Here is a 21,941-nt window from a genome sequence, read left to right as displayed (position 1 = left end):
CGACCAACGCGGTCGGCACCGCCAGGGCCCGCAGCAGCCTCACCACCGGCGCACCCCGTCCCACTCGGCCGCGAAGGCCGCCCCGTCGACCGCGTCCACCACGAGCAGGCCGCCCGTACCCGCCGGGGTCGGGTCCGCCGCCCCGAAAACCCCGACCACCACCGAGGGGTACGCCCCACGCAGGGCCCCGACGTGTCCCAGGTCCTCACGCCCACCCGGCCCGGTGAGCACCACGAGGGTGTCGCCGAGCCGCTCCCGGCGCAGCCGGGCCACCGCGGCCTCCAGGGTGCCCTCCCCGGTCAGCGAGACCGCCGCCAACCGGTCCAGCGGCCCGGTCGGTCCCCCCTGGACCGCCGGGCTCTCCTGCCCGGTGCCCACCTTGGAAAGGTCAGCCGCGACGAACAGCAGCACCACCGGCAGGTCCTCCCGGACCGCCGCGGTGACCACCGAGGCGGCGGCCTCACAGGCAGACTCGAAGGACTCGGCCGTCCCGCGTACCCGCTGCGGATGCGCGGCCGTCCGGTTGTCCAGCAGCACCACGATCCGGGGCAGACTGGTGTCCACGTTCTCCCGCACCATCAGCTCACCGACCCGGGCACTGGTACGCCAGTGCACCCGCCGCAGTTCGTCGCCGACGACGTACTCCCGCAACGAGTCGAAGGTGATCGAGCCGTGCGGTACCGCGTCGACCTGCCCGTCCAGGCTGCGGCCGGCACCGGTGGGCACCGCCCGCAACGGGTGGATGCGGGGGTGCACCCACACCGGCACACTGTCGCCGTAGCTGCGGGCCAGCACGACCAGACCCAGGGGATCACGGCGGGTCACCCGCAGCGGGCCCACCGGCACCACCCCCCGGCGGGCGGTCGGCACCTCGTACCGGACCGTGGTGTCCGCACCCGGGCGCAGCCGCAGCACCGGCACCGGCACCACCTGGTCGCCGCAGCGGTCGACGGCCAGCAGACTCGCCGCACCCAGCCGACCGGTGTTGCGCAGGGTCAAGGTCATCGTCGCCGGCTCACCCCGCGCCACCCGGTCCGGATCCGCCTGCCGCCGCACCTGCAACCGGGGCCGCCACGCGGCCGTCAACACCGCGATCGCCACGGCTACCCCGGCCGCCGCCCCCAGCACGGTCAACTCCGGATACCCGAAACGGAACCCGGCCCCGAGCAGCAGCACCCCGGCGACGAGCAGACCGAGGCCCCGGGCGGTGATCCCCACGCCCTCCCCGCCGATCAGGGATACGCCGAGGCCGGCTGCCCCGACGGCAGCGGCACCGGCACGGACGCGATGGCCTGGCGCAGCACCTCCCCGGCGGTCACCCCCCGAACCTGGGCGTCCGGAGTGAGCAGCAGCCGGTGGGCGAAGACCGGCTCGGCCAGGGCCTTCAGATCCTCCGGCATGATCCAACCCCGGCCGTCGATCAGGGCGTACGCACACGCCGCCCGGGTCAGGGCGATCACCCCACGGGGACTGACCCCGACCCGCACCTGCGGATGGGTACGGGTGGCCGCGGCCAGCCGCACCGCGTACGTGTAAAGGGGCTCGGCGATGTGCACCCGCCGGGCCATCCGGACCATCTCCCCGACCGTCTCCGTGTCGGTAACGGGGGCCAGGGCCTCGGGGGAGCGGACCGTGGCCCCGCGCAGCACCTCCACCTCGACGGCCTCGTCGGGGTAGCCGACGGAGAGCTTGACCAGGAACCGGTCCAGCTGCGCCTCCGGCAGCCGGTAGGTGCCGTCCATCTCCACCGGGTTCTGGGTCGCCACCACCAGGAACGGCTGCGGCACCGGATGGCGTACCCCGTCCACGGTGACCGTCCGCTCCTCCATCACCTCCAGCAGCGCCGACTGGGTCTTCGGGGAGGCCCGGTTGATCTCGTCGGCGATGACGATGTTGGCGAACACCGGGCCGGCATGGAACTCGAAGCCCCGGGTGGCCTGGTTGAAGATGGTCACCCCGGACACATCCGAGGGCAGCAGGTCGGGGGTGAACTGGATACGCCGCCACTGCCCCTTCACGGTGGCCGCGATGGCCCGGGCCAGGGTCGTCTTACCCACCCCGGGCACGTCCTCCAGCAGCACATGCCCCTGGGCGAACAGCGCCGTCAACGCCAGCCGGACCACCTGCGGCTTACCGAGCACCACTGCGTTGACGGTCTCGGCCAGCCGGGCGGCCAGGGCGGCGAAGCCCTGCACCTCCTGCTGGTTGAGGGGTTCCTGGCTGTTCACGGCGGTGCTCCTTGCCTGAGGGCGGATCAGCAGGTGGGCAGAACGTTGATCTTGTCGCCGCCCTCCAGGTTCAACCAGACCCACGGGATGTAGTTGCGTCCGCTGTACTCGACCCGCACCCACCAGGTGCTGCGCTTGTCGTCGTTGTAGACGAACGCGTACACCTCCTCGCCGCGGACCCGACACAGCGCCTTCAGTCGGGTCCCTGGTCTGGCCCAGCCGACCTGCCGGTCGTTGTCCTGCCGGGGCACCGAGAAGATCTCGTTGCCGTTGCGGCCGTCGCGGTCCCGGTCACAGTAGGTGCGCTGCTCCGGCTCACTGCCGTTGACACAGGTGGCGATGCCGTAGAGAGCGTCGGTCTGCTGCGCCCGGGTGGCCGTACCCGACCCGGCGGCGTTGGTGGCCGTCACCGTGAAGGTGTAACCGGTACCCGGGGTCAGCCCCTCCATGGTGATCCGCGAACACGGACCGCTGACGGCCGGCTCACCGGACCGGGTCAGGGTGCAGGCCGCCTGCCCACCACCGGCATCCACCGTGAAGGCCACCGTCGCCGAGGTGGCGGTCGCCGAGGAGCCGGTCACGGTCACCCGGGGCGGCGCCACCGTCCGCGCCGTCGTCGTCGCCTGGGGACCCTCACCGGCCTCGTTGACCGCCCGGACCCGGACGGTCACATTCTGCCCGTCGCCCAGGCCCTCCACCCGCGTACGGGTGTCCGTGACCTCGCTGCGCTTGTCGCCCACCTCCACCAGGTACCCGGTGATCGGTCGGCCGTTGGCCTCCGCCGGTGCCCACTGCACCGCCACCGTGCCCGGACGGTCCGCCACCGTGCTCGCGGTCAACTCCACCGGCTCCCCGGGGACCGTGAAGGGCACCACGGTGTCGCTGACCGGCGAGGACTCCGAGGCCGCACCCTTGTCGTTGACCGCCACCACCGTGAAGGCGTACTGGGTGCCGTACTCCAACTCACCGGCCTCGATCACCAACTCGGTGCCCTCGGACTCCCCGGCCGGGGCGTTCGCACCCGCCGAGGTGGCCGTCACCGCGTACCGGGCGATCTTGTTGCCCTGCCCGTTCGCCTCCGGCCAGGTCACCACCACGGTGCCGTCCGGGCGGGCCTGCGCGGAGACGCTCGTCGGCGGGTCCGGCACCTCCGCCGTCGGGGTCACCGGGTTGCTCTTACGGGACGGACCCGCACCCTTCGCGTTCACCGCATGCACCGAGAAGGTGTACGTCTCCCCGTTGGTCAGCTCCTTGACCTGCACCGACCGCTGGTTGGCACCCACCTCCAGACGCTGCCCGGCACCCTCCACCACATAACGGGTGATCTCCGCACCGTTGGACGCCGCCGGACGCCAACTCACCCGCGCCTGCGCGTCACCGGCCGAGGCGGTCACGCTGCGCGGCGCCCCCGGCTTGCTGACCTGGGGCTTCTTCGGCGGGGGAGGCGGGGGCGGTGGTGCCTCCTCCGGCGGGTCACCACCGAGCACGTCATTGGCGTACTTGTCGACCTCACGCACCTCGTGCCGGTCGTTGACCACCCGGGCGGTCGCCGCGTTCGGGGCGTTGATGAACAGGTGGTTCTCCCGCACCTCCAGCTCCAGCGGCCCACCCCAACGCCCCCGGATGGTCTCCACCACCTGACCGGTGGCGTCGAAGGCGTACACCACCCCGGTCGCCTCGTCGGCACAGTAGATGCGACCCGCCCAGGCCACCGCCGCACCCAGCCGGTCACCCTCACCCGGCACCGTGAACGACCGCACCTCGCCCTCGGTGACCGCGTGCACCTGCCGTTGACCGGGCACGGTCACCGGCACCACCGGCCCGCTGGTCCGCATCGGCAAGGTGCCCGGCCGGGCCAACTGCTCACCCAAGGGGGTACGCCGGGTCTCCCCACGGACCACCGTGACCAGACTCCCGGCCGTACGATCCAGCACCGCCACCCCGTCATCCAGGGTGGAGACCATCAACTCGTGACTGGGCTCGGCCACGTCATGGGTCTCGACGTTGCTGGGGGAGACCGACGCATCCGCTGCCGGCGAGGAGGACAGCTTGGCGGCCGTGATCGCCGACACCGTGCCCTCGGCCGGCACCGCGATCCACAACCGACCCTTGCCGTCGAAGGTGCCACCGGTGATACCCGGCGGATACCGCACCGGCTCACCCACCGGGGCCAGGGACCGGGGATCCAACTGCCGCACCACACCCTGCACCGCGTCCACCACGAACGCGGCATCCTCGTGCAGGGCCACACTGACCCCGAGGCCCGGGGTGGTGGGGGTGGTCGCGGTGATCTGCAAGGTGGCCAGGTCCAGGGCGCTGATCTGACCGGTGTGCAGGTCACGCAGCACCAGCATCCGATCCGTCTGCACCACCTGCATCGGGTGCCGCCGCGCGGCCGGCACCTCCATCCGGGTGTCCACCCGGGCGGTCACCCCGTTGACCCGGGCCAGTTCGCTGCGCGTCGCACTCCACAACCAGGAACTGGCGTCGTAACTGGCCACCGCATTGTCCGCCGAACCCAGCCCGAGCACGGTGAGGCCCATCGCCGCCAGGAGGGCCAACACCGTGGCCACGGTGACCAGTCCACCCCGCAGTCGGGATCGGGATCGGGTCGCGCGGATCGGATCGACCTCGTCCATGATCGCCACAGCTGGCGCCTCCCGTGTCGTCCTGGCAGGTGGCGCCCCCCGTACGGCGACCCCTCCCCTGAGCCGGGAGCCATCATATGGTCACGCTACGAACGGCGGGTACCCGCATTGTCCGTTGCCGGACACCCAGGGTGGCGTGTCGTCGGCGTGTCCTGGCTGCACTGTCGGACCACGACGGTGCCCCGGTCAGTCGGCCGGACCGGCGCCCTTGCGACTCGTACACACCTGGCCGGAGGTGGCGAACTGGTCCGTTCCGTAGACGGCCAGCACGGTGAAGCAGTAGTCCACCCGGGAGTTCAATCCGTTCACGGTGTACCTGGTCTCCCCGGGGCTGACGGTGGCCATCACCCCCAGGGGCTGGCCGGAGCGCCCCCCGGCCACCATGAAGGGCACCAGCCCGTCCGCCGGGTCGGTCCAGGTCAACGTGATCGTGGTGGTGTCGTCGCGCAACACGAGTTGGGTGGGCGGCGCACCGCCCTGCGGCTGCCCCGACGAGGCCGGTGTCGTCGGGGCCTCGCCGGACCACCGGTCGAGGAGCAGCAACCCGACCCCGATCACCGCCGCCAGCGCCACCACCACCGCGATCACCGCCACCACCACGGCCACCCGACCACGCCCGCGCGCCGGCTCCCCCGGGTACGGCTGAGCGACCGGTTGTGCCGGTTGCTGCCCCCATCCCGCGGAGTAGGCCGGCCCACCGGAGACGGGCGGGGGATAGGCCTGCGCCGTCGGCGGGTGCACCGGCGTCGGATAGGCCCCGGGCTGCCCGGGGACAGCCGGTGATGCTGGGGGGTACGCCTGCTGCCCCGGCGGCGGGTACGTGTGCTGCTGTGGGGGTGTCGGGTAGGTCTGCTGTGCCGGTGGGTGCTGGGGGTAGGCAGAGGGCGTGGGCTCCGGCGGGTAGGCGCTACCCGGGTACTGCTGCGGGCCGTCGGCCAGGGGCGACCCGGGTGGGCTGCTGATCGGGTGGCCGTGTCGCGCCCCATCGGTCGGACCGTACGGCGGTCCGCTGATCGGCGCGGGACCGGCTGGGGTGATTCTGTCCTGCTGGTCCGGCTGCGTGCCGGCCGTTCCGAACGGGAGCGGCACCCGGCCCGGAGGGCCGCTGGTCGGTCCCGGCTGGGGCAGGGCGGCGGTCAACTCGTGCGCCGGTGGGCCGCCGGCTGCCGGTCCGCCTGCCCCGCCGAACTCGGGTATCTGGTGCCTCGGAGACTGCGGCCGGGACAGATCGACGGTTGGTGCGGTGGGCGGCGCACTGACCGGTGGTCCGCTGATGGGCGCTGCGTTGTTCGGTGCAGGCGTGTTCGGGGGGCCGCTGCTGGGTTGCCCGCTGCTCGGTGGTGCGCTGCTCGGTGTCGCGGTGGTGGGCGACGCGGCGCTCGACGGCCCGCTGGTGGGTGAGGCGGCCTGGGCGCCCGGTGTCCTGGCCTGCTCACCGGGGCTGCGCCGGGCCGCCTCCTCGGCCAGCAGCGGCCCGATCTGCTGGACCGCGATCGTGGGAGTTGCCCACTGCGGCGCGGCCGGTCGGTCGACTCCCTGCTGCGCCGGGTCGACAGGCAGTGGTGTCGTCGTCCTGCCGACTACGTCCGTGCCTTCCACCGCCCCCGGCGACGGTGCCGTGCGGGACCCCGTCGCAGCTGAACCCTCCGCCGGCGCACCCACCTCGGGCAGCGCCGGGACAGGCGGGAAAGGCCGGGTGGGCTCATCGTGGACGCCGGCCCTGGGGGCGGGCATCGGCGGCACCACCGGTACGGGCGGCCCGGCCGGTGCCGGTCGCACCGAAGCCGGTGGCGCGCTGCTGACGGTGGGTGCGTTCGTGACTGACGAGGCGGTGGTGCCGATTGGTGGTTCGGTGAAAGGCGGTGCGCTGGTGACCGGCGGCACGACACTCGGGGAGGGCGACGGTGCCGGCGGGACCGTCGGCGCGGAAGGCGACACAGCGGGCACCGGGGGCACGGGGGGCCCGGGAGGCACGGCCGGGGCATCGGGAGTCACCGGGCGTAGCGGGGCGGTGGCGGTGGCCGCGTCGTGCGGCTGCCAGGCGGTCGACAGGACGGCCAGGGACATCGTCGGCTCGGCGAGCGCGTCATGCGGCGCCGGGCCGACCGCCGTCGGCTGACCGGCAGGGGGAACCGCCGGCGGAAGGGCGGCAGGGGGAACCGCCGGCGGAAGGGCGGGAGCGGCATCGCCGAGATACTCGCGGGACGCGCGTACCGCAGGATGATCCACACCGAGCACGGCGGGGCCGGCGGTAGCGACGCGCAGGAAGTTGCGTCGGGCCTCATGACGGTTACCCAACTCGGCCGCGACGGACCCCAACTCGTACGACAAGGCCAGCATCAGCGGGTCCGAGGTCGGCCATCGCCGCTCACCGGCCGCGAACGCCTCCTCCAACACCCGACGGGCGGCGCTGGGGTCGTCCGCCTCCCGGTGCAGTCGAGCCAGCAGGTGCGCGGTGCTGAGGACGTCCGGATGATCCTTGCCGAACGGCGGTCGAGCAGACTCGAAGGCGTCGGTGAGCAGGTCACGGGCCGCGGCGAGGTTGCCCGCCCCGCGCAGTGCTAAGGCACGCTGCTGGGTGATGGCCAGGGGAGAGGCATGGGGCACGTGGCCCATGCTGCCGGGTACCGCCGCCATGCCGCTACCCGACCCGGGTACCTCCTACGCGCTGCCACAACCCCGGCTGCTCGCGCACCGGCGGGCGGCGGACGCCGATGTGCATGATCCATCTGGGGCGTGTACAGTAACTCCCCGTGCGGCCCACTGGGCCGCCCTCGGATGGTGGACCACCGAGGGCGGCAGAGTAGGCTGAACGAAGCAAGTCCGGGTGGCGGAATGGCAGACGCGCTAGCTTGAGGTGCTAGTGCCCGTATAGGGCGTGGGGGTTCAAGTCCCCCCTCGGACACAAACCATAGCCCCACGGTGTGCGCTGAGATCGACTGCAGCGCACACCGTTTGCGTTTCCGGCTGGTAGGCGAGCCGGAGGCCGAGTTGCCGGTAGACCTCGGCCTTGTCGGTGGGGTCGGCGTCGCGGAGCACGGTGGTGATGTCGTCGAGCGCGGTTACCAGGGCCACTATTTCTGCTCGGCTCATCCGCTGCGGAGTGGTGCCCGCGATCATGCGAAGGTCTGCTTCCGCGCGGGCGCGTTCTGCCTGGGTCTGCGCGATCCAATCGGTGACCACCTACTTAGACCGCACTTCGGGTGATCCGGAGTGTCGCTGCTCCAGTCTTTCAATCCCGCGCGCTGCGTCAATTTATGGTGTCGCGAGAGATTGAGTCAACAGTGCGGCCCCTGTGGCTTTGTTCTGTGGTCGTCTGCTGGAGATCAGCGTACGGGCGCGACCTCATGTCGACCGTCCGTTGCGCCCCTGCTCGGCATTGACTGTTGCAGGGCAAAAAGTTTGATCAGCGGGTTCAGGTGGTAACTTCCCGCTGTCGGGCTCTCCACCAGATTGAGGTCCACCAGCTGCTCGATCGCTGCTTCGGCCACCGTGCGGGGTTGGCCGAGCAGGCCAGTGACTGCGGAGAGGTCGATGTGGCTGGTCGGCAGCTGACCCAGGGCATGAAACGTCCTGCGGACCGACTGCTGCTCGTCGTCTACGTCCCGCAACGCCCGCAGGCTGACCCCGAGGATCGCCCGGAGGTCGAGACCCTCGACCCGGAGTTCGTCCAGCCGGCGGTCTTCGTCGCCGAGACGGTCGACCATGTCGCTGACCGACCAGCCGGGGCGGGCGGCGAGCCGCGCGGCGGCGATGCGCAGGGGTAGTGCGAGGTGCCCGCAGAGGTGGATGAGCCGAGCGACCGCCGGAGCGTCCCGCTCGATACGTCCATCGGTCAACATGGTGCGTAGCAGGGCGACGGCAGCCTGGGTCGAGAGACTGCCGAGGGTGACCAGGTGGGTGCCGGGCAGCGAGGCGAGTCTGGTCCGCGACGTGAGCACCACGGTCGTCCTGGAGCCGAGCGGGAGTAGCGGGCGAACCTGCCCGACCGAAGCGGCGTCGTCCAGGATGATGAGCAGTTGCCGGTCGGACAATATGTCGCGGACGAACGTGGCAGCGCGCTCCGGTGTGACCATCTGCCCCGGTCGCGCGCCCAGCATCTCGAGGAGGGCTTCGGCGGCCTCCGTCGAGGTCAGCGGCGGCCGCTCGGGTGCGGTGCCCAGGAGGTTCAGGTAGAGCTGACCGTCCGGGAAGTGATTACTGCACCGGTGTGCCACCTGCACCGCCAGCGTGGACTTGCCAGTCCCCGGTGCCCCGCTGATCACGATGGTCCGTGGCCCGTCGTGTGGTGTGGTGATCGCCTTCGACATGTCGGGCAGCTCGGCCCGCTCGATTAGCTGATGCACCAGAGGCGGAAGCTGCTGAGGGGGGTACGCGTGCGGCGCGGGTGATCCCAGGCCCGGATCATCGACCGATCGGCGCATCGCTATCCGGTTGCGTGCTCGTAGCCACTGGGTGGGGTCGGTCCCGCACGCCTCGACGAAAGCGCTCACCACCTCAGGCCGAGGCAGCCCCCCTCGGGCGAGCGCGGCGGCTGCAGTGCTTCGAGCGAGAGGGTGGCCCTTGCTGGAGGCGATCACCTCGATGTCCCGGAAGGTCAAACCCGCGTACTCCTTGAGCTGCCGCAGGAGAAGCATGAATTCCCGTGGCGACCGCGCTTGGATTGGATCTGGGCCGCTTCTGCTGCCTGGACTCATGCGTAGACGCAGGTCGAGTCACCGGATTGCACCGCTCGGGTCCCTGCACGCTCGTGCGCTGGTCGGACCGTCCACTCGTTGCGACACCGATGCGGACCGCAGCATCGACCTGCCATTCGAGATCCCCCGATCGTCATTCACGTCTTGTTCATCCTGTCCTCCATGTCAGGCTTGTGTCAATCAGACGGTTCCGACTCGAACACAGAGGGTGAAAAGTGATCGGCGAACCCGACTCTCGTCGATAGCGGGACCTCGGCAGGCGAGTCGCAGGTTCTTGCCGGCAAGCCAATGCCATGTCACAGGCTTGTGCCAGCTTCGACTCGACCTTGCTCCGCATCAGCACCCCACCCCCAGGGTTGACACCGCAGTAGGCATGGGTGTGTCATTTACCTAGTCAACTAGTGGAAGGATGCAGGCGGTGATCGAGTTTCATCTGGACCGCCGCTCCGGAGTCGCCACTTATCTGCAGCTCGTGCAGCAGGTGAAGCATGCGCTACGGCTCGGGGTGCTGCGCCCGGGAGATCAGCTGCCTACGGCGCGAGAGGTTGTCATGAAGCTCGGCGTCAATCCCAACACTGTGCTCAAGGGATACCGGGAGCTGGAGCGCGAAGGGCTGGTCGAGGCCAGGCCCGGCCTCGGCACTTTCGTCCGGAGGTCGCTCGGCGAGGTCAACCCGGCGGGGCAGGCGCAGCTGCGCCGCCAGCTGGATCAGTGGGTTCGCGCCGGTCTGCGCAGTGGGCTGGATCAGGAGGACCTCGAGGCGCTCTTCGCCTCGGTGGTGAACGACGCCTTTCGGAAGGACATCGCATGAACGTCAGTGAGACGCCACATCCGGAGAGGGCCAGTGCCGATGCCGCATCGGCGGCTCAGCCCACCGGAGCGACGCCGGCGTTCAGCGCCAGTGGTCTGGGTAAGCGCTACCGGGGCAACTGGGCCTTGCGGGATTGCTCGTTGTCTCTGCCGGCCGGTCGCGTGATCGCCCTGGTGGGGCCGAACGGTGCCGGCAAGACGACGCTGCTCCAGCTCGCAGTCGGCCTGCTGGCACCCACTCAAGGTCAGGTGCGCGTCTTCGGTGAGCCGGTGGGCGGCGATGCAGCGTTGCAGCGTGTCGCCTTCCTTGCACAGGACAAGCCTCTGTACGCGGACTTCACGGTGTCCGAGATGCTGCGCTTCGGTAGGCGGCTCAATCCGCGCTGGGACGACGACCTGGCGCAGCGTCGTCTGGTCGAGCTGGACATTCCGTTGAACCGCAAGGTCGGGAGTCTCTCGGGCGGTCAGCGAACCCAGGTCGCGCTGACGGTCGCCGTGGCCAAGCGACCCGACCTGCTGGTTCTCGATGAGCCGCTGGCCGACCTCGACCCTTTGGCCCGGCACGACGTGACACGGGCGTTGATGGCGGCGGTGGCCGAGACACAGATGACGGTTTTGTTCTCCTCGCACGTCGTGTCCGACCTCGAAGGCACCTGCGACTGGCTGGTCGTGCTCAACCGGGGTCGGGTCCAGGTGAGTGCCGACATCGACGAGCTCGTCTCTACCCACAGCCTGATCACCGGGCTGGCAGACAGCGCCGACGCCATCGCCTCCCAGCACCAGGTCGTCGCCCGCAGCAGCGCGGGACGTCAGGTCAGCCTGCTCGTGCGTGGCACGAGCGCCATCGTCGATCCCCGCTGGACGACTCGCAGCGTCGGTATGGAGGACATCGTCCTGGCCTACTTGCGCGACCCGGATGCGGCGGCTCTGCTCCCCCCCACGCTCACCGTGCTCAACTAATTACCAGCTGAAGGGAAGAATCGTGCTCTGGCTTACCTGGAGGCAGTATCGGGCGCAGTTCCTGGCGACCGCCGCGCTGCTGCTCCTGTTGGGTGTGGTGCTCCTGGCCTCCGGGCTCGAAGCGAGCACGCAGGTCCTGCAGGGTGCGCCCAGCGGCTGTCCCGGTCCTGGCATCGGATGCCGGGAGGTGAACCTGGCGCTGTCCGAGCGCTACCAGTTGGTCTACCAGGGTTTCGGCTACCTTCCGCTGGTGGGCCCGGCGCTGATCGGCGCCTTCTGGGGTGCCCCGCTCATCGCACGGGAGTATGAACGAGGCACGCAGCGGTTGGCCTGGACGCAGTCCGTCCCGATCCGCCGGTGGCTCTCGGTGAAGCTGACGGCGCTGGTCGCCGCCGTCGCCCTGGGTGGTCTGGTGCTCTCGGCGATGACCAGTCTGTGGCTGCCAATCTTCGAAGAGGTGGTGCCGACCTCGTTCGCCAGCCCCGGCACCTTCAACGCGACCGGCGTCGCACCCACCGCCTGGTGGGTCTTCGCATTCCTGGTGGGAACAGCGGCCAGCGCGGTGCTGCGACGGACGCTCCCGGCGATGGCCGTCACCGTCGCGGTCATCGCGGTGACCATACCCGTGCTGGTCCTCGCCCAGGAGTCTTACGCGGAACCGGTACGTGCGGTGGCAAGCGGCACGGACGAACTGCTTCGTCAGAAAGCCCTGCTGGTGGGCGAATCCTGGGTTGACACCGCTGGTCAGGAGGTCAGCACGCCAGCCGAGACGATGTGCCCGGTACCGCCCGGAGCGGACGTGTCCACGCCCGAACGCGCCCAGCAGGTGAAGGCCGAGTGCATGGCGCAGCGCGGCTACCAGTACGCGGTCTTCTACCACCCCGCCGAGCGCTTCTGGCAATTCCAGTTCGCCCAGGCGGGGATTCTCCTCGGGGCCGCCAGCGTGTTCGCAGCGCTGACGGTGATATTCACAAGGCGGCGAAGCCGATCCTGACCTCGCCGACTGGCCCCGCGTAAGTAATGTGTCCCGGACTGTCCGGGACACGAACAAACCATTGCGAGACGTGAGTCGTCGTTTCATAGTGTTTGGGCATCCATCATGCAAAGTGGATCGCGTCAATGTCCTGACAGAAAGGCCCACACATGCCGGTAACCTCGCTTGCTGCTCGCCTGTCCAGCAACGGCCTCCAGCAGCACATGTTCGCCGAGCCCACGGTCGTCGCTGAAGCCTGCAGCGGCAACGGCCAGCGTTGCATCTGGGACTCCGACTGCTGCAACCACCCCGATTACATCACCAACTGCGAGTGGTACTCCTGCGAGTGGATCCTGAAGCCGTAAGGCTGCGGAGGCTCGAACCACCAAACGCGGTGCCGCCGGATGTCGTACCAAAGAATGGCGGGCGACATCCGGCGGAACCGTTCGCCGAAACAATTTGACAACCCGGGAAAATGCGTGATTGGACCATTGTCGCTTCTCCGAGCCGGCCTTGGTGCTCGGACTTTCCTAAGGAACTCCAAGAGCCAGGACGGGACCTATGACCTGTCCGGCTTACCCCCGGTGGCCCCGCCGCGTCGCCGTTGGGACGGCGACGCCGGTACCACCGTCGCTCGGTTGCGCATAGTGCAGAGGCTTACGATGGGTTTCCTCGATCCGGTCGAGGATGCCCTGTTTCTGACGTGCGCGCTCAGCCGCGTCGGGCTTCCCGTCACGTTCCACCTGGGCCGGGAAGCGGTGCCCGCCGTGGCGCCGGCCGGCTTCTACGCCTGGGTGCAGTGCGCTGATGATGTCGTCAGCACCTCCCTGCCCGTACGCGAGGAATACATCGAGGTATACCGCTTCGGCGCGGGGGTGGATCATGTTGAACAGCGTTGAGGTGACCGCCGAGGGGCTCCGCTTCGACGCGACCGCGTTGGACGACAGTTTCGGTGTGCGGCTCACCCATTCGTCCTCGTGGTTCGAGTTGTGTAGGGTCCGTCCCACCAGCCGTCCGGTCTTCTACCGCGTCGACTACGGGCGCCTCGACTGGGGGACCGACCTGGCTGCCTTCGCGCCGGCGGAGTCGCCACCAGTGGATCCGGGCGCCCTTGTGGCCTATGTGCATGGTGGTGCACCGGCCCCGGACCGGACGCCGCTGCCCGGGGTGCGCACGTTGACCCTCGGGACCACCGTCCGACTCGACGCGCGCGGCATCGTCGTCACCCCGACCCACCCCGCCGTACCCGCTGCTCCGCCTGGCCTGGCGACGGCGGTCGGCCACATGCTGGAGGCCCAGCCGGCCGGTTACGCGGTGGCGTACAGCGGCGGGCTCGCCTCCGCGTTCCTGGCCGCCTGCGCGCTCCAGGTCGGCCACCGTCCCGTGCTGGTCCATGCCGACCTCGGCCCCGCGAGCAGCGCCAAGCCGCTACCGGTGGTGCCGGATTTGCGGATCGAACGCGTGTCGATCGATCTGTCAGAACTGCTCGACCACGACCGGATGACCGGGTCCGAACTCGCGCCGCCGCTGCCGGACATCGAGGTGCCGCGGCTGATGGCGGAGCGGCTGGCCCAGCACATCGGTGCGCCGTTGGTAGGCGGCATGCTCATCGAGGATCTCGTGTCCGTCAAGCTGCCGCAGGTCGACACCGGGCTCCGCGGCTGGCGTCTGCTGGGCTGCGAACCGTTCCACATCGCGGGCGTCCTTCCGTCGCTCAAGGCCGCCAGGACGTTGTTGGAGAAAAAGGTCGTCTACTCGTCCCCGGATGGTGCGGGTGTGCCCCTCGTCGACAAGCAGCAGCTGAAGGTTCCGCCGGCACCCTCGCCGACCGGAGTGAGCAACCTGCCCGGTCTGACCGAGCAGGGGCGGGAGGCGTTCGAGTCGAACCGCCGCGGCGCGATGGCGATGTGGAAGGAGCACCTGGAGGCGATGCCGCCGGTCCTCGCACGCCTTGTCGCCGGGCTCGAAGAGCGTGGCGACGGAGGCATGGTCGCCCCGGCCCTCGACCCGGGTGTCATCGCGGCGGTCGCCGCCATACCCGCACGGGACGTGGGGCGGATACGGTCCGGCGTCTTCCAGAACCAGCTACCGCTCCACCAACTGGTCGACCGGCACCGCATCGTCGGCGTACGACGGGCTGCTTCCGGCCACTGGCTGCGGCTGGCGGCCGCCCACCACCTCCGACGTGAGCGGCGGAAAATCATCGCCCAGCTCGACCGCGAGAGCTCGCTAAGTGATCTCGGCCTGTTTGATTCCCGAGCGCTCCAAGCGACGCTCCGCGACGGCCGCGATCTCGCTGAACACGCTCTCCCGCTGCTGCGGATGCTCTGGTTGGATCGATGGCTGCGAGGACGGACATGACAGCGGAACAGGTACGGACGGAACTCCGGCCGGTGCTCGCGCGACACGTCACCCTGACCAATCTGCCCCTCGGCGGTGCGGTCCTCCTGGACACCGTGACCCTGGACCTGATCGAGCTCGGCGAGCCCGACGCGTACCTCCTCGACCGGGTGGTCGCCGGTACGGTGCCTCCGCAGGTGCCGGCTGACTACGTCAACCGGCTCGTCGGGAACATGCTTCGCAACGGGTGGCTCGTGGCGCCGACATCGCAGGAAGGGAGCTGACATGTCGCTGACGCCTGGTCTCTTCAGTGAGATCGTGACGGCTGCGCTGGCCGGCCCGTTGGTGGTGGCTGGGCTGGCGAAGCTGCTGGCTGCTCCGGCGGCCCTGCAGTGGCCCATCGGTGGGGGACCGCTGCGCGCACCGCACGGACCACGGCTGGTGGGCGCTGCCGAATGCGCCGTGGTCGCCGTGGCGGTGGCCGCGCCCGGCCGAGCCGCCGCCTTGCTGGTCATGATCACCTACGCTGGTCTCGCCGCGGTCGCTCATGTGCTCCGTGGGCAGCGGTGTGCCTGCTTCGGCCTCGCGCGGCTCGCCTCGGTGAGTCGGGCCCATGTCGGTGCGAACGCTCTCGCGGCCGTCTGCGCCCTTGCCGCAGTGACGTTCGCCGCACCCCAAGGCCATGCTGGCCTGCGTGCCACGGTCGCGGTGGTCACCGCGCTGGCTACCTTCGGCGTCCTCCGGCTGACTGACAGCCGCCGGTCCGGAGTGACCGAGGAAGGAGCCGCCTGCACCGAGCAGATCACTGCGGTGCACCTCTACCTCGGTGACACCTGCCCTTCCTGCCGCTCGCTCAAGGAACTGCTGGCGGCCATGGAGCCGGCGCGCCGCGAAGCGGTGTCCAGCACGGTGCTGACCCGTGAGGACAACCTGCCGGACATGATGGCCGGGTTGGGTGTGCCATGTGCAGTGGGGTTGAACGCGGCAGGTGACCCTGTCTGCCGGCCGGTCGATGGCATCGGTCCGGTGAAGGCCCTCGTCGACTCCATCGTCCTCGGCGTTCCGGCGGCGGTTGCTGATGCTCGCTGATGTGTCGGCGGGTCAGTCATTCGCCGAGCAATGGCGGCGGGTGGAAGCGGGGCCCGGCGGCCGGGTGTGGGCGGAGGTGACCATGCCGACCCATCCATCACTCGCCGACTGCCCGTCCTCTCCGGTGTCATGGGGTGACCTGACGCTCGACCGCGAGCGGCGCGGCCCGGTGAGCGGCCGTGGGCGGCCGTTGGCGGTCCGGTTGGGACGAGTCGGCGACCCCACGTGGGCCTTACCCGTGGACGCGGCGGCACCCGAACTCGCCTGGCACCCCCACCGGCCGCTGGTGGCCGGCCTGGCCGTCGCGGGAAGACGGCACTACCCCTGGGTCGCCGATCACGCATCCGGGATCATCACCCACTACCGCGACATATCGGCAGCGGCCAGTCTGACCGCGCACGGCGGCCGACAGGTCGTACCCCTAGCCTGGATCGGGCGGTCGGGGTTGGCCCTGCTCACAGTGCCTGAGCAGGAAGAGCCACCTTCGGAATGGCCTCCCGCACCGACGATTCTGGAAGCCACCGGTCCCGGCTTCATCAATTTCACCCCGAGCGGCGACGCGCTGCACGCTGCGGTGTCGGTGCACCTCTCGCTTCTGGACGTCGACACCCGGAACCTCAGGCCCCTGACGCCGCCGCTCGTCGTCGGCCGCTTGGTCGCATCACCCTCGGGCCGGCTGATACTGCTGGACCATCTGGGAGGAGAACCGCCGGGCTGCGACTCCCACCGGTTGCCGTGGCAGGTAAGCATCGTCGATCCGACGCGTCCGTCCCGGATCGCCGCCCCGGCTGGGAGCCGGTGGGCGTACGGCGACAGCGACGTGATCGCCTGGCGCGATCGATCGGCCGGAGCGACGACGGTCTGGTTCCGGGAGGTGGACGGCGGCGCCGCTGCCTGCGTCCGGCAGCCACCGGAGGCCTCCGGGTCGTGGCTGCCGCTGTGGCACCGGGGTGGTCCCGCGCTCCTGGTCGAAGAGGTCACCGGTGCCGTACGTCTCGCGATGCCCGACGAAAACCTGGTCGTTACCGCCGCGGCGGGGCCGATCCGGATCGGCCGTAACGAACCCGCAGGGGACCCGAGCAGGCCCGGACGGGTCGCGTTCGGGCTCGCCACCCTGAACCGGGTCGGTCTCGGTGTCGTCGACCTCGACCGCTTGGACTTCACCGCCGCGTGGCTGGAGGCGTCGCGCATTGTCGTCGGTCCGCCCAGAGGTATGTGGAGCGTGCTCGACGGCGACACCGACCAGTTGGTGATTGATCGGGACGGTGCTCTGGTGCGCTGTCATAGGCAGGGCGGTGACCTCGTCGTCAGCGAAACCCTACTTCCCACTGCTTCGTCCAGTCGGGTGCGGGAGCAACCACGGCTGGATGGTCCCCTGGTCAGGATCGAAGCGAGGGCTGGGACCGGCATATTACGGATACCGGTGGCCGTTGGGGAGCGCGACGATGCGCCGGTCTTCCTCTGGCTCCGGGCCGCGTCGGGCGAGGAATCCGCACCTCCGCCCTCGGCGCCCGCCACGGTCATCGGGGCCGGTCACCCGGTCGCGACGCTCGACCTGGCACTGGAGTGGCCCGAGGATGCGACCGTCGCCTCGCTGCACGGTCAGATCGTCGGCATCGTCCGGCAGGCGCTGGCCGTTCTCACCGCTGACGCACAGGTGCCCGTCGTGGTGGGCGGGCACAGCTTCGGCGCGACCCTCACGCTGTATGCGTTGGCCGAAATTCCCGAACTGGCTGCCGCCGTGGTCCACAGCGGCTGCTACAACCGGACCCTCACCTGGGGTGGCTTCCAGCACGAACGCCGCTCCTACTGGCAGGCACCCGACATCTACCGGGAGTTCAGCGCGCTGCTCTTCGCCGACCGACTCCGCCGGCCGGTGTTGATCGCGCACGGCACGGACGACGCCAACCCGGCCACCCCGCCAGAGCAGGCCGTCGACCTCTATCGGGGCATTGTCGCCGCCGGTGGCACCGCCCGGCTGGTGCTGCTCCCCAAGGAGGGGCACACCTTCCACTACCGGGAGAACCTGGTGCTCCTCACCGAGGAACACCGTGCCTGGCTGGGCCGGCATCTCCCCACTCCCCAGGGCAGCAGCCGGTGACACGCGAGGAGGAGACGCGGGAACTGACCGCGCGGCAGATCCTCGATCAAGCCTGGTTCGCGATCCGGCTGGCCTGGCGGGCTGATCGGGCGAGCGTCATCTACGTCATCATCACCCAGGTCCTGGCGTCCGCCGGCATCGCCGGCGTCGTGTTGTTGCTCCGTGGCTCGCTCGGTGCGCTCGCCTCGATGTTCTCCGGCGGTGCGGGTGCCAGCAATTCGACAGTCCTGTTCGCCCTCGCAGGTCTCGTCGTCGTGGGCACCGCCGGAGGGATCATGCGCATCCTGAGTACCGCCCGGCAGCGCATCCTGGTGCTCAGGGCGGATCGTCTCGTCGTGGAACTCGTCCTCGATGCTGCCGCGCGGGTGGAACTCATCGACTTCGAGAATGCGGCATTCCACGACCGGTTGCAGCGCGCGGTGTTCGCGTCGCGCAGCCAGCCGAGCATGGTGATCACCATGCTCGTCACCATCATGCAGGCCCTGCTGACCCTGCTGACGGTAACCGCCACCTTCGTCGTGATGGCGTGGTGGCTGGTGCCACTGGCGCTGCTGAGCGGCCTGCCGGTGCTGCGAGCTGCCGGCCGGGAACGCAACGCGGGCTACGGCCTGCACCGCGATCTCTCCGAGAGTCGGAGGGTGCGGGAATACCTCGAGCGGCTGCTGACCGGGCGGGACGAGGCCAAGGAGATCCGGTCCCTCGGCCTGGGCGGACCGCTGTCCGCCCGTTGGCACAGCGAGTACGAGATGGAGATCGAGGCGACCACGGACCTGTACCGGCGGCACACGAAAAACAAGGTTGTCGCCCGCCTTGCCGCAGACGCGCTCATCGGCCTCGTCATCGTAGTGGTCTGGTGGACCGTCCGTACGGGCGCTCTGGACCTGGCCACCGCGCTGGCTGCGTTGACTGGCCTCTGGCTGCTGTCAACGCGGACCCAGATGGTCGGGGCGATGTTGAGTAATCTCGCCGGTGCCATCATTTACCTTCGGGACCTACGAGAGTTCGCGCGGGAGGACCAGCCGGATCCGACCGTCCGCCCACTGCGGGACGCGGGCGGCACGGGATTCGAGACGCTGATTGCCGACCAGATCTCGTTCACCTATCCCGGTGCCGCTGTGCCGGCGCTCAGCGGCGTCTCGATGCAACTGAGGGCTGGCGAGATCGTCGCCCTGGTTGGCACCAACGGCTCCGGCAAGACCACCCTGGCCAAGATCCTCGCCGGTTTGTACCGGCCGGACCTGGGGCAGGTCATGCGCGACGACACGGCCGTCACCGACCTCACTTCCCTGCGTGCGGACAGTGCGGTCGTCTTCCAGGATTTTGTCCGTTACAAGCTGCCAGCCTTGGACAACATCACCTTCGGCCGTCCGGAGACACCGGCGGACCTGGAACAGGTCCGCCGGGCGGCCAGCGCGGCCGGAGTGGCCGATTTCATGGCCAAACTGCCTGAGGGGTACGCCACCATGCTGAGCAAGGAATTCGGTCGCGGTGTGGACCTGTCTCTCGGGCAGTGGCAGCGGCTGGCGCTTGCCCGAGCATTTTACCGAAACTCACCGTTCGTGATTCTGGACGAGCCCACGGCCTCGCTCGACCCACAGGCGGAGGCCGACCTGTTCGCGCGCATCCGCGAGCTATTCGCCGGGCGTACGGTCCTGCTCATCTCTCACCGCTTCTCCAGTGTACGCAACACCGATCGCATCTATGTCCTCGACCAGGGGCGCGTGATCGAGCAGGGCACCCACGAGACGCTCATGGACGAGAACGGCAGCTACGCGCGGCTCTTCCGGGTACAGGCCGCTGGATACCAGCTCGACGGCGCGAAAGTCAACCCTGTCGTGCACGTGTGACGGAACCTCTCACGATGGCGGCACGCCGTACGAGACCTACGAAGGTGTACCAGAGACCTGGCTTCGCTCGCACCGGGAGCCGGCCCGCCCGGCTGGCCGGCACGACCGGCCGCGGCGGAGAGTAGGGCGTAGGAGGCTAGGTCGGCCCACCAGGCGACCACATGCCGACTGGCGTCGCGCAGGTCTTGTGTGGCACGGCAGGCATGTGCGAGCCGTAGCGCGGTCAGCGCCCGTATCGGTTGGGTCGGCTCCAGTAACCCGGACCGACCTGGCCCCGCACCAGAAGGTCGGCTCCTGTCCCCGGCGCGGTCGGCGAGTGCGACTTGGCCTTCCGGGTGCCCGGCGAGGGCGGCGACCATCTGCTCGCAGATGTCGTCTGCTTTCAGATCAAAGTCGGCCTCACCGGCTTCACTGTCGCCCGTAAAGGCGTCGTTGGCCGCGAAAGCGGCGAGCAGGACGGCAGGTTCGTTGTGTACGCCGTCGCTGGCGGCCTGCTCGACCGCCGTGGCGAGGTCCGCACCTGCCCAGGCGCGCGCAATCTCTTGAGCTTTGCTCGAGCGCTGTCGTTGGTGGTCAGCCGGTCGAGGAGTGCGTTGGCCATGCCTTGCAGCACCGCGCGAACCAGGGAGGCGTCGCTGTAGTCGCTGGTTACGGCGTGTCGGCGTACGGCTTCGAGTGCAGAGCCGGGTACGCCACCGGATACACGGCAGCTATCGACACTCGGAAATTAAGCTGCGGCTCGCAACCGAGCTCGCTCTGCAGCAAGCAATTACAGTCAGTCATGTTGGTCGACCCGCCGGCTTACTCTCATGGCCGCGGTAAGTGTGTGGATGTTGCGGTTTGGGTTGACGGGCGCGGTTCAGCGGAAGTCGTCGGCGTGATCGTGCGCCCACGCCGCGAACGTTCTTGCCGGGCGTCCGGTCACCTGCTCAGCCGTAGGTAGCGGTCCGGCCGACGCCGGGTCGAATGCTTCGGCGGGGGTCGGGGTGGTGTCGTTGCCGGAGTAGTCCTCGAAGCCAAGGAGGAAGTCGGCGTTGGCGGCAGCGAATCCTCCCTGCCTGAGGTAGTGCTGTCGGGCCTGGCCCGGGGTCACGACCTCCAGCCGGATGTCCTCGCCGATCGCCTCGGCAATGGCACGCACCTGGTCCCGGTTGCTGATGAGTTGGGGGCCGTTCACGTCGTACACGCGGCCGGCGTGGCCGGCGTGCAGCAGTGCGGTGACCGCGACGTCGGCGATGTCGTGCTCGTGCACCGGGTACCACGCCGTGTCCGGGAACGGTTCCCGGACCACCCGCTCGGCCCGGATCGATGGCCCCCACAGCGAGAGCTTGTTGAGCATGAACTCGCCCGGGCGCACATGTGTCCACGCCACGCCTGACGCCTCCACGGCCCGCTCGACCGGTAAGTGGAAGTCGGTGTCGAAGCCAGCGGTGACGGCACCGGACGACAGCACGACGATGTGCCGCACTCCGGCGTCAACCGCCCCCACCACGACGCCGCGTGCGGTCGCCGGGACTGGGAACAGGTACATGCGCTGTACCCCACCGAACACGGACACCAGCGTCGAGGGGTCGGCGAGATCGCCCGCGACGACCTCGACGCCGTCCGGCAGCCGCGCCGTGTCCGGGCTACGTGTCAACGCCCGCACCCGTACACCGGCGGCGACGAGCCGTTCGACCACGAGCCGGCCCACCGAGCCGGTCGCGCCGGTCACCAGGATCGTCATCTGCTTCTCCATCTGTCTCGGCTGGATACGGCGGGCGGTCGTCGGAAGCCTGGACTTCGGCATGCCGACGCCATGGCACCGCGCTTGCGGGACCGCGCCATCGTCGCGCGACACCGCAGGCTCGGCGCAAACCCGAGTGCCTTGTTCATGTCTGCGCTGTGACCTGGTCAAACGACATGCGGGGACAGGCTGAGATATGACACATTTCACACCGCCACCCCGGGCGAGTGCGGTGTGCGCGAACGCGCAGAGCCTGATGCCGTGCCAGCGCCGGTAAGCCTGATCGAAAGCGCGCTCATACCGCGACGCGGGCGCCAGCCCACGCCCATCGGTTACTAAACGTGAGCAACGTATATGCGTCGCCGAGGCGACCGGCGCCGCAAGGTCCCCCAGCGCCACTCGCCCAGGCCTCTGCACGTTTGGGCGTACATGGCTCTGCACCAGAACCCGTACGCCGACACCCCCGTTGAATTCGAGACCATCATGCACCCACCGGCCAGTCAGGCCGCGTGACTACACCTG

General features: G+C 69.6%; 17 protein-coding genes and 1 tRNA gene. 11 read left to right on the top strand and 7 right to left on the bottom strand.

Features of this window, described 5'->3' with window-relative positions; all coding sequences use genetic code 11:
* Nucleotides 1-39: 39 nt before the first annotated feature.
* The 4 genes from ABZ795_RS16575 to ABZ795_RS16560 form a co-directional block, all read right to left on the bottom strand.
* The gene (locus ABZ795_RS16575) at nucleotides 40-1,218 is read right to left on the bottom strand and encodes a DUF58 domain-containing protein (RefSeq protein ID WP_357530963.1); all 1,179 of its coding nucleotides are present in this window, start codon (nucleotides 1,216-1,218) and stop codon (nucleotides 40-42) included.
* A 14-nt stretch (nucleotides 1,219-1,232) separates the two neighbouring features.
* Complete coding sequence (locus ABZ795_RS16570) at nucleotides 1,233-2,228, bottom strand: MoxR family ATPase (RefSeq protein ID WP_357530962.1); 996 nt, start codon at nucleotides 2,226-2,228, stop codon at nucleotides 1,233-1,235.
* Nucleotides 2,229-2,254: 26 nt separating this feature from the next.
* Nucleotides 2,255-4,867 (bottom strand): fibronectin type III domain-containing protein, encoded by a 2,613-nt coding sequence (locus ABZ795_RS16565; protein WP_357531019.1) that lies wholly within the window; start codon nucleotides 4,865-4,867, stop codon nucleotides 2,255-2,257.
* A gap of 195 nt (nucleotides 4,868-5,062) precedes the next feature.
* The gene (locus tag ABZ795_RS16560) at nucleotides 5,063-7,483 is read right to left on the bottom strand and encodes a tetratricopeptide repeat protein (protein ID WP_357531018.1); all 2,421 of its coding nucleotides are present in this window, start codon (nucleotides 7,481-7,483) and stop codon (nucleotides 5,063-5,065) included.
* A gap of 214 nt (nucleotides 7,484-7,697) precedes the next feature.
* On the opposite strand from ABZ795_RS16560, the gene ABZ795_RS16555 reads away from it, so the two are divergent.
* Nucleotides 7,698-7,781, top strand: a tRNA-Leu gene (locus ABZ795_RS16555).
* Here ABZ795_RS16555 and ABZ795_RS16550 read toward each other — a convergent pair.
* Both ABZ795_RS16550 and ABZ795_RS16545 read right to left on the bottom strand, forming a co-directional pair.
* A complete protein-coding gene (locus ABZ795_RS16550; RefSeq protein ID WP_357530961.1) occupies nucleotides 7,763-8,059 on the bottom strand; it encodes a hypothetical protein in 297 nt (98 codons plus the stop codon). The genes ABZ795_RS16555 and ABZ795_RS16550 overlap by 19 nt on opposite strands.
* Nucleotides 8,060-8,202: 143 nt before the next feature.
* On the bottom strand, nucleotides 8,203-9,222 hold the full coding sequence (locus tag ABZ795_RS16545) for an AAA family ATPase (protein WP_357530960.1): 1,020 nt from the start codon (nucleotides 9,220-9,222) through the stop codon (nucleotides 8,203-8,205).
* 769 nt (nucleotides 9,223-9,991) lie between these two features.
* On the opposite strand from ABZ795_RS16545, the gene ABZ795_RS16540 reads away from it, so the two are divergent.
* The 10 genes from ABZ795_RS16540 (at nucleotide 9,992) to ABZ795_RS16495 (ending at nucleotide 20,334) form a co-directional block, all read left to right on the top strand.
* Nucleotides 9,992-10,384, top strand: a complete 393-nt coding sequence (locus ABZ795_RS16540) for a GntR family transcriptional regulator (RefSeq protein WP_357530959.1) — start codon at nucleotides 9,992-9,994, stop codon at nucleotides 10,382-10,384.
* Entirely contained in the window at nucleotides 10,381-11,343 is a 963-nt protein-coding gene (locus ABZ795_RS16535; protein ID WP_357530958.1) for an ABC transporter ATP-binding protein, read from the top strand. The genes ABZ795_RS16540 and ABZ795_RS16535 overlap by 4 nt, the downstream gene beginning before the upstream one ends.
* A 22-nt stretch (nucleotides 11,344-11,365) precedes the next feature.
* Nucleotides 11,366-12,337 carry a hypothetical protein gene (locus tag ABZ795_RS16530; protein WP_357530957.1) on the top strand — a complete coding sequence of 324 codons (972 nt, stop codon included), beginning with the start codon at nucleotides 11,366-11,368 and terminating at the stop codon, nucleotides 12,335-12,337.
* A gap of 641 nt (nucleotides 12,338-12,978) precedes the next feature.
* The gene (locus tag ABZ795_RS16525; RefSeq protein ID WP_357530956.1) at nucleotides 12,979-13,215 is read left to right on the top strand and encodes a hypothetical protein; all 237 of its coding nucleotides are present in this window, start codon (nucleotides 12,979-12,981) and stop codon (nucleotides 13,213-13,215) included.
* Nucleotide 13,216: 1 nt separating this feature from the next.
* Nucleotides 13,217-14,677, top strand: coding sequence for a hypothetical protein (locus tag ABZ795_RS16520; RefSeq protein ID WP_357530955.1), 1,461 nt, complete (start codon nucleotides 13,217-13,219; stop codon nucleotides 14,675-14,677).
* Nucleotides 14,674-14,940, top strand: a complete 267-nt coding sequence (gene adfB / locus ABZ795_RS16515; protein WP_357530954.1) for an actinodefensin-associated protein B — start codon at nucleotides 14,674-14,676, stop codon at nucleotides 14,938-14,940. The genes ABZ795_RS16520 and adfB overlap by 4 nt, the downstream gene beginning before the upstream one ends.
* Nucleotide 14,941: 1 nt before the next feature.
* Nucleotides 14,942-15,745 carry a hypothetical protein gene (locus ABZ795_RS16510; RefSeq protein WP_357530953.1) on the top strand — a complete coding sequence of 268 codons (804 nt, stop codon included), beginning with the start codon at nucleotides 14,942-14,944 and terminating at the stop codon, nucleotides 15,743-15,745.
* 82 nt (nucleotides 15,746-15,827) lie between these two features.
* A complete protein-coding gene (locus ABZ795_RS16505) occupies nucleotides 15,828-17,846 on the top strand; it encodes a prolyl oligopeptidase family serine peptidase (protein ID WP_357530952.1) in 2,019 nt (672 codons plus the stop codon).
* The gene (locus tag ABZ795_RS16500) at nucleotides 17,843-19,693 is read left to right on the top strand and encodes an ABC transporter ATP-binding protein (protein WP_357530951.1); all 1,851 of its coding nucleotides are present in this window, start codon (nucleotides 17,843-17,845) and stop codon (nucleotides 19,691-19,693) included. Before ABZ795_RS16505 ends, ABZ795_RS16500 begins: the two co-directional genes overlap by 4 nt.
* 323 nt (nucleotides 19,694-20,016) lie before the next feature.
* Nucleotides 20,017-20,334: a hypothetical protein gene (locus ABZ795_RS16495; RefSeq protein WP_357530950.1), complete on the top strand. Its 318-nt coding sequence runs from the start codon at nucleotides 20,017-20,019 to the stop codon at nucleotides 20,332-20,334.
* Between the two features lie 218 nt (nucleotides 20,335-20,552).
* Here the strand turns inward: ABZ795_RS16495 and ABZ795_RS16490 are convergent, their stop codons facing one another.
* Nucleotides 20,553-21,419, bottom strand: a complete 867-nt coding sequence (locus tag ABZ795_RS16490) for an NAD(P)H-binding protein (RefSeq protein WP_357531017.1) — start codon at nucleotides 21,417-21,419, stop codon at nucleotides 20,553-20,555.
* Nucleotides 21,420-21,941: the final 522 nt, after the last annotated feature.

It is taken from the genome of Micromonospora sp. NPDC047134, assembly GCF_040643455.1.
In the GTDB taxonomy this organism is placed as follows: domain Bacteria; phylum Actinomycetota; class Actinomycetes; order Mycobacteriales; family Micromonosporaceae; genus Micromonospora.
This window is presented reverse-complemented; position numbering and strand designations above follow the sequence as displayed.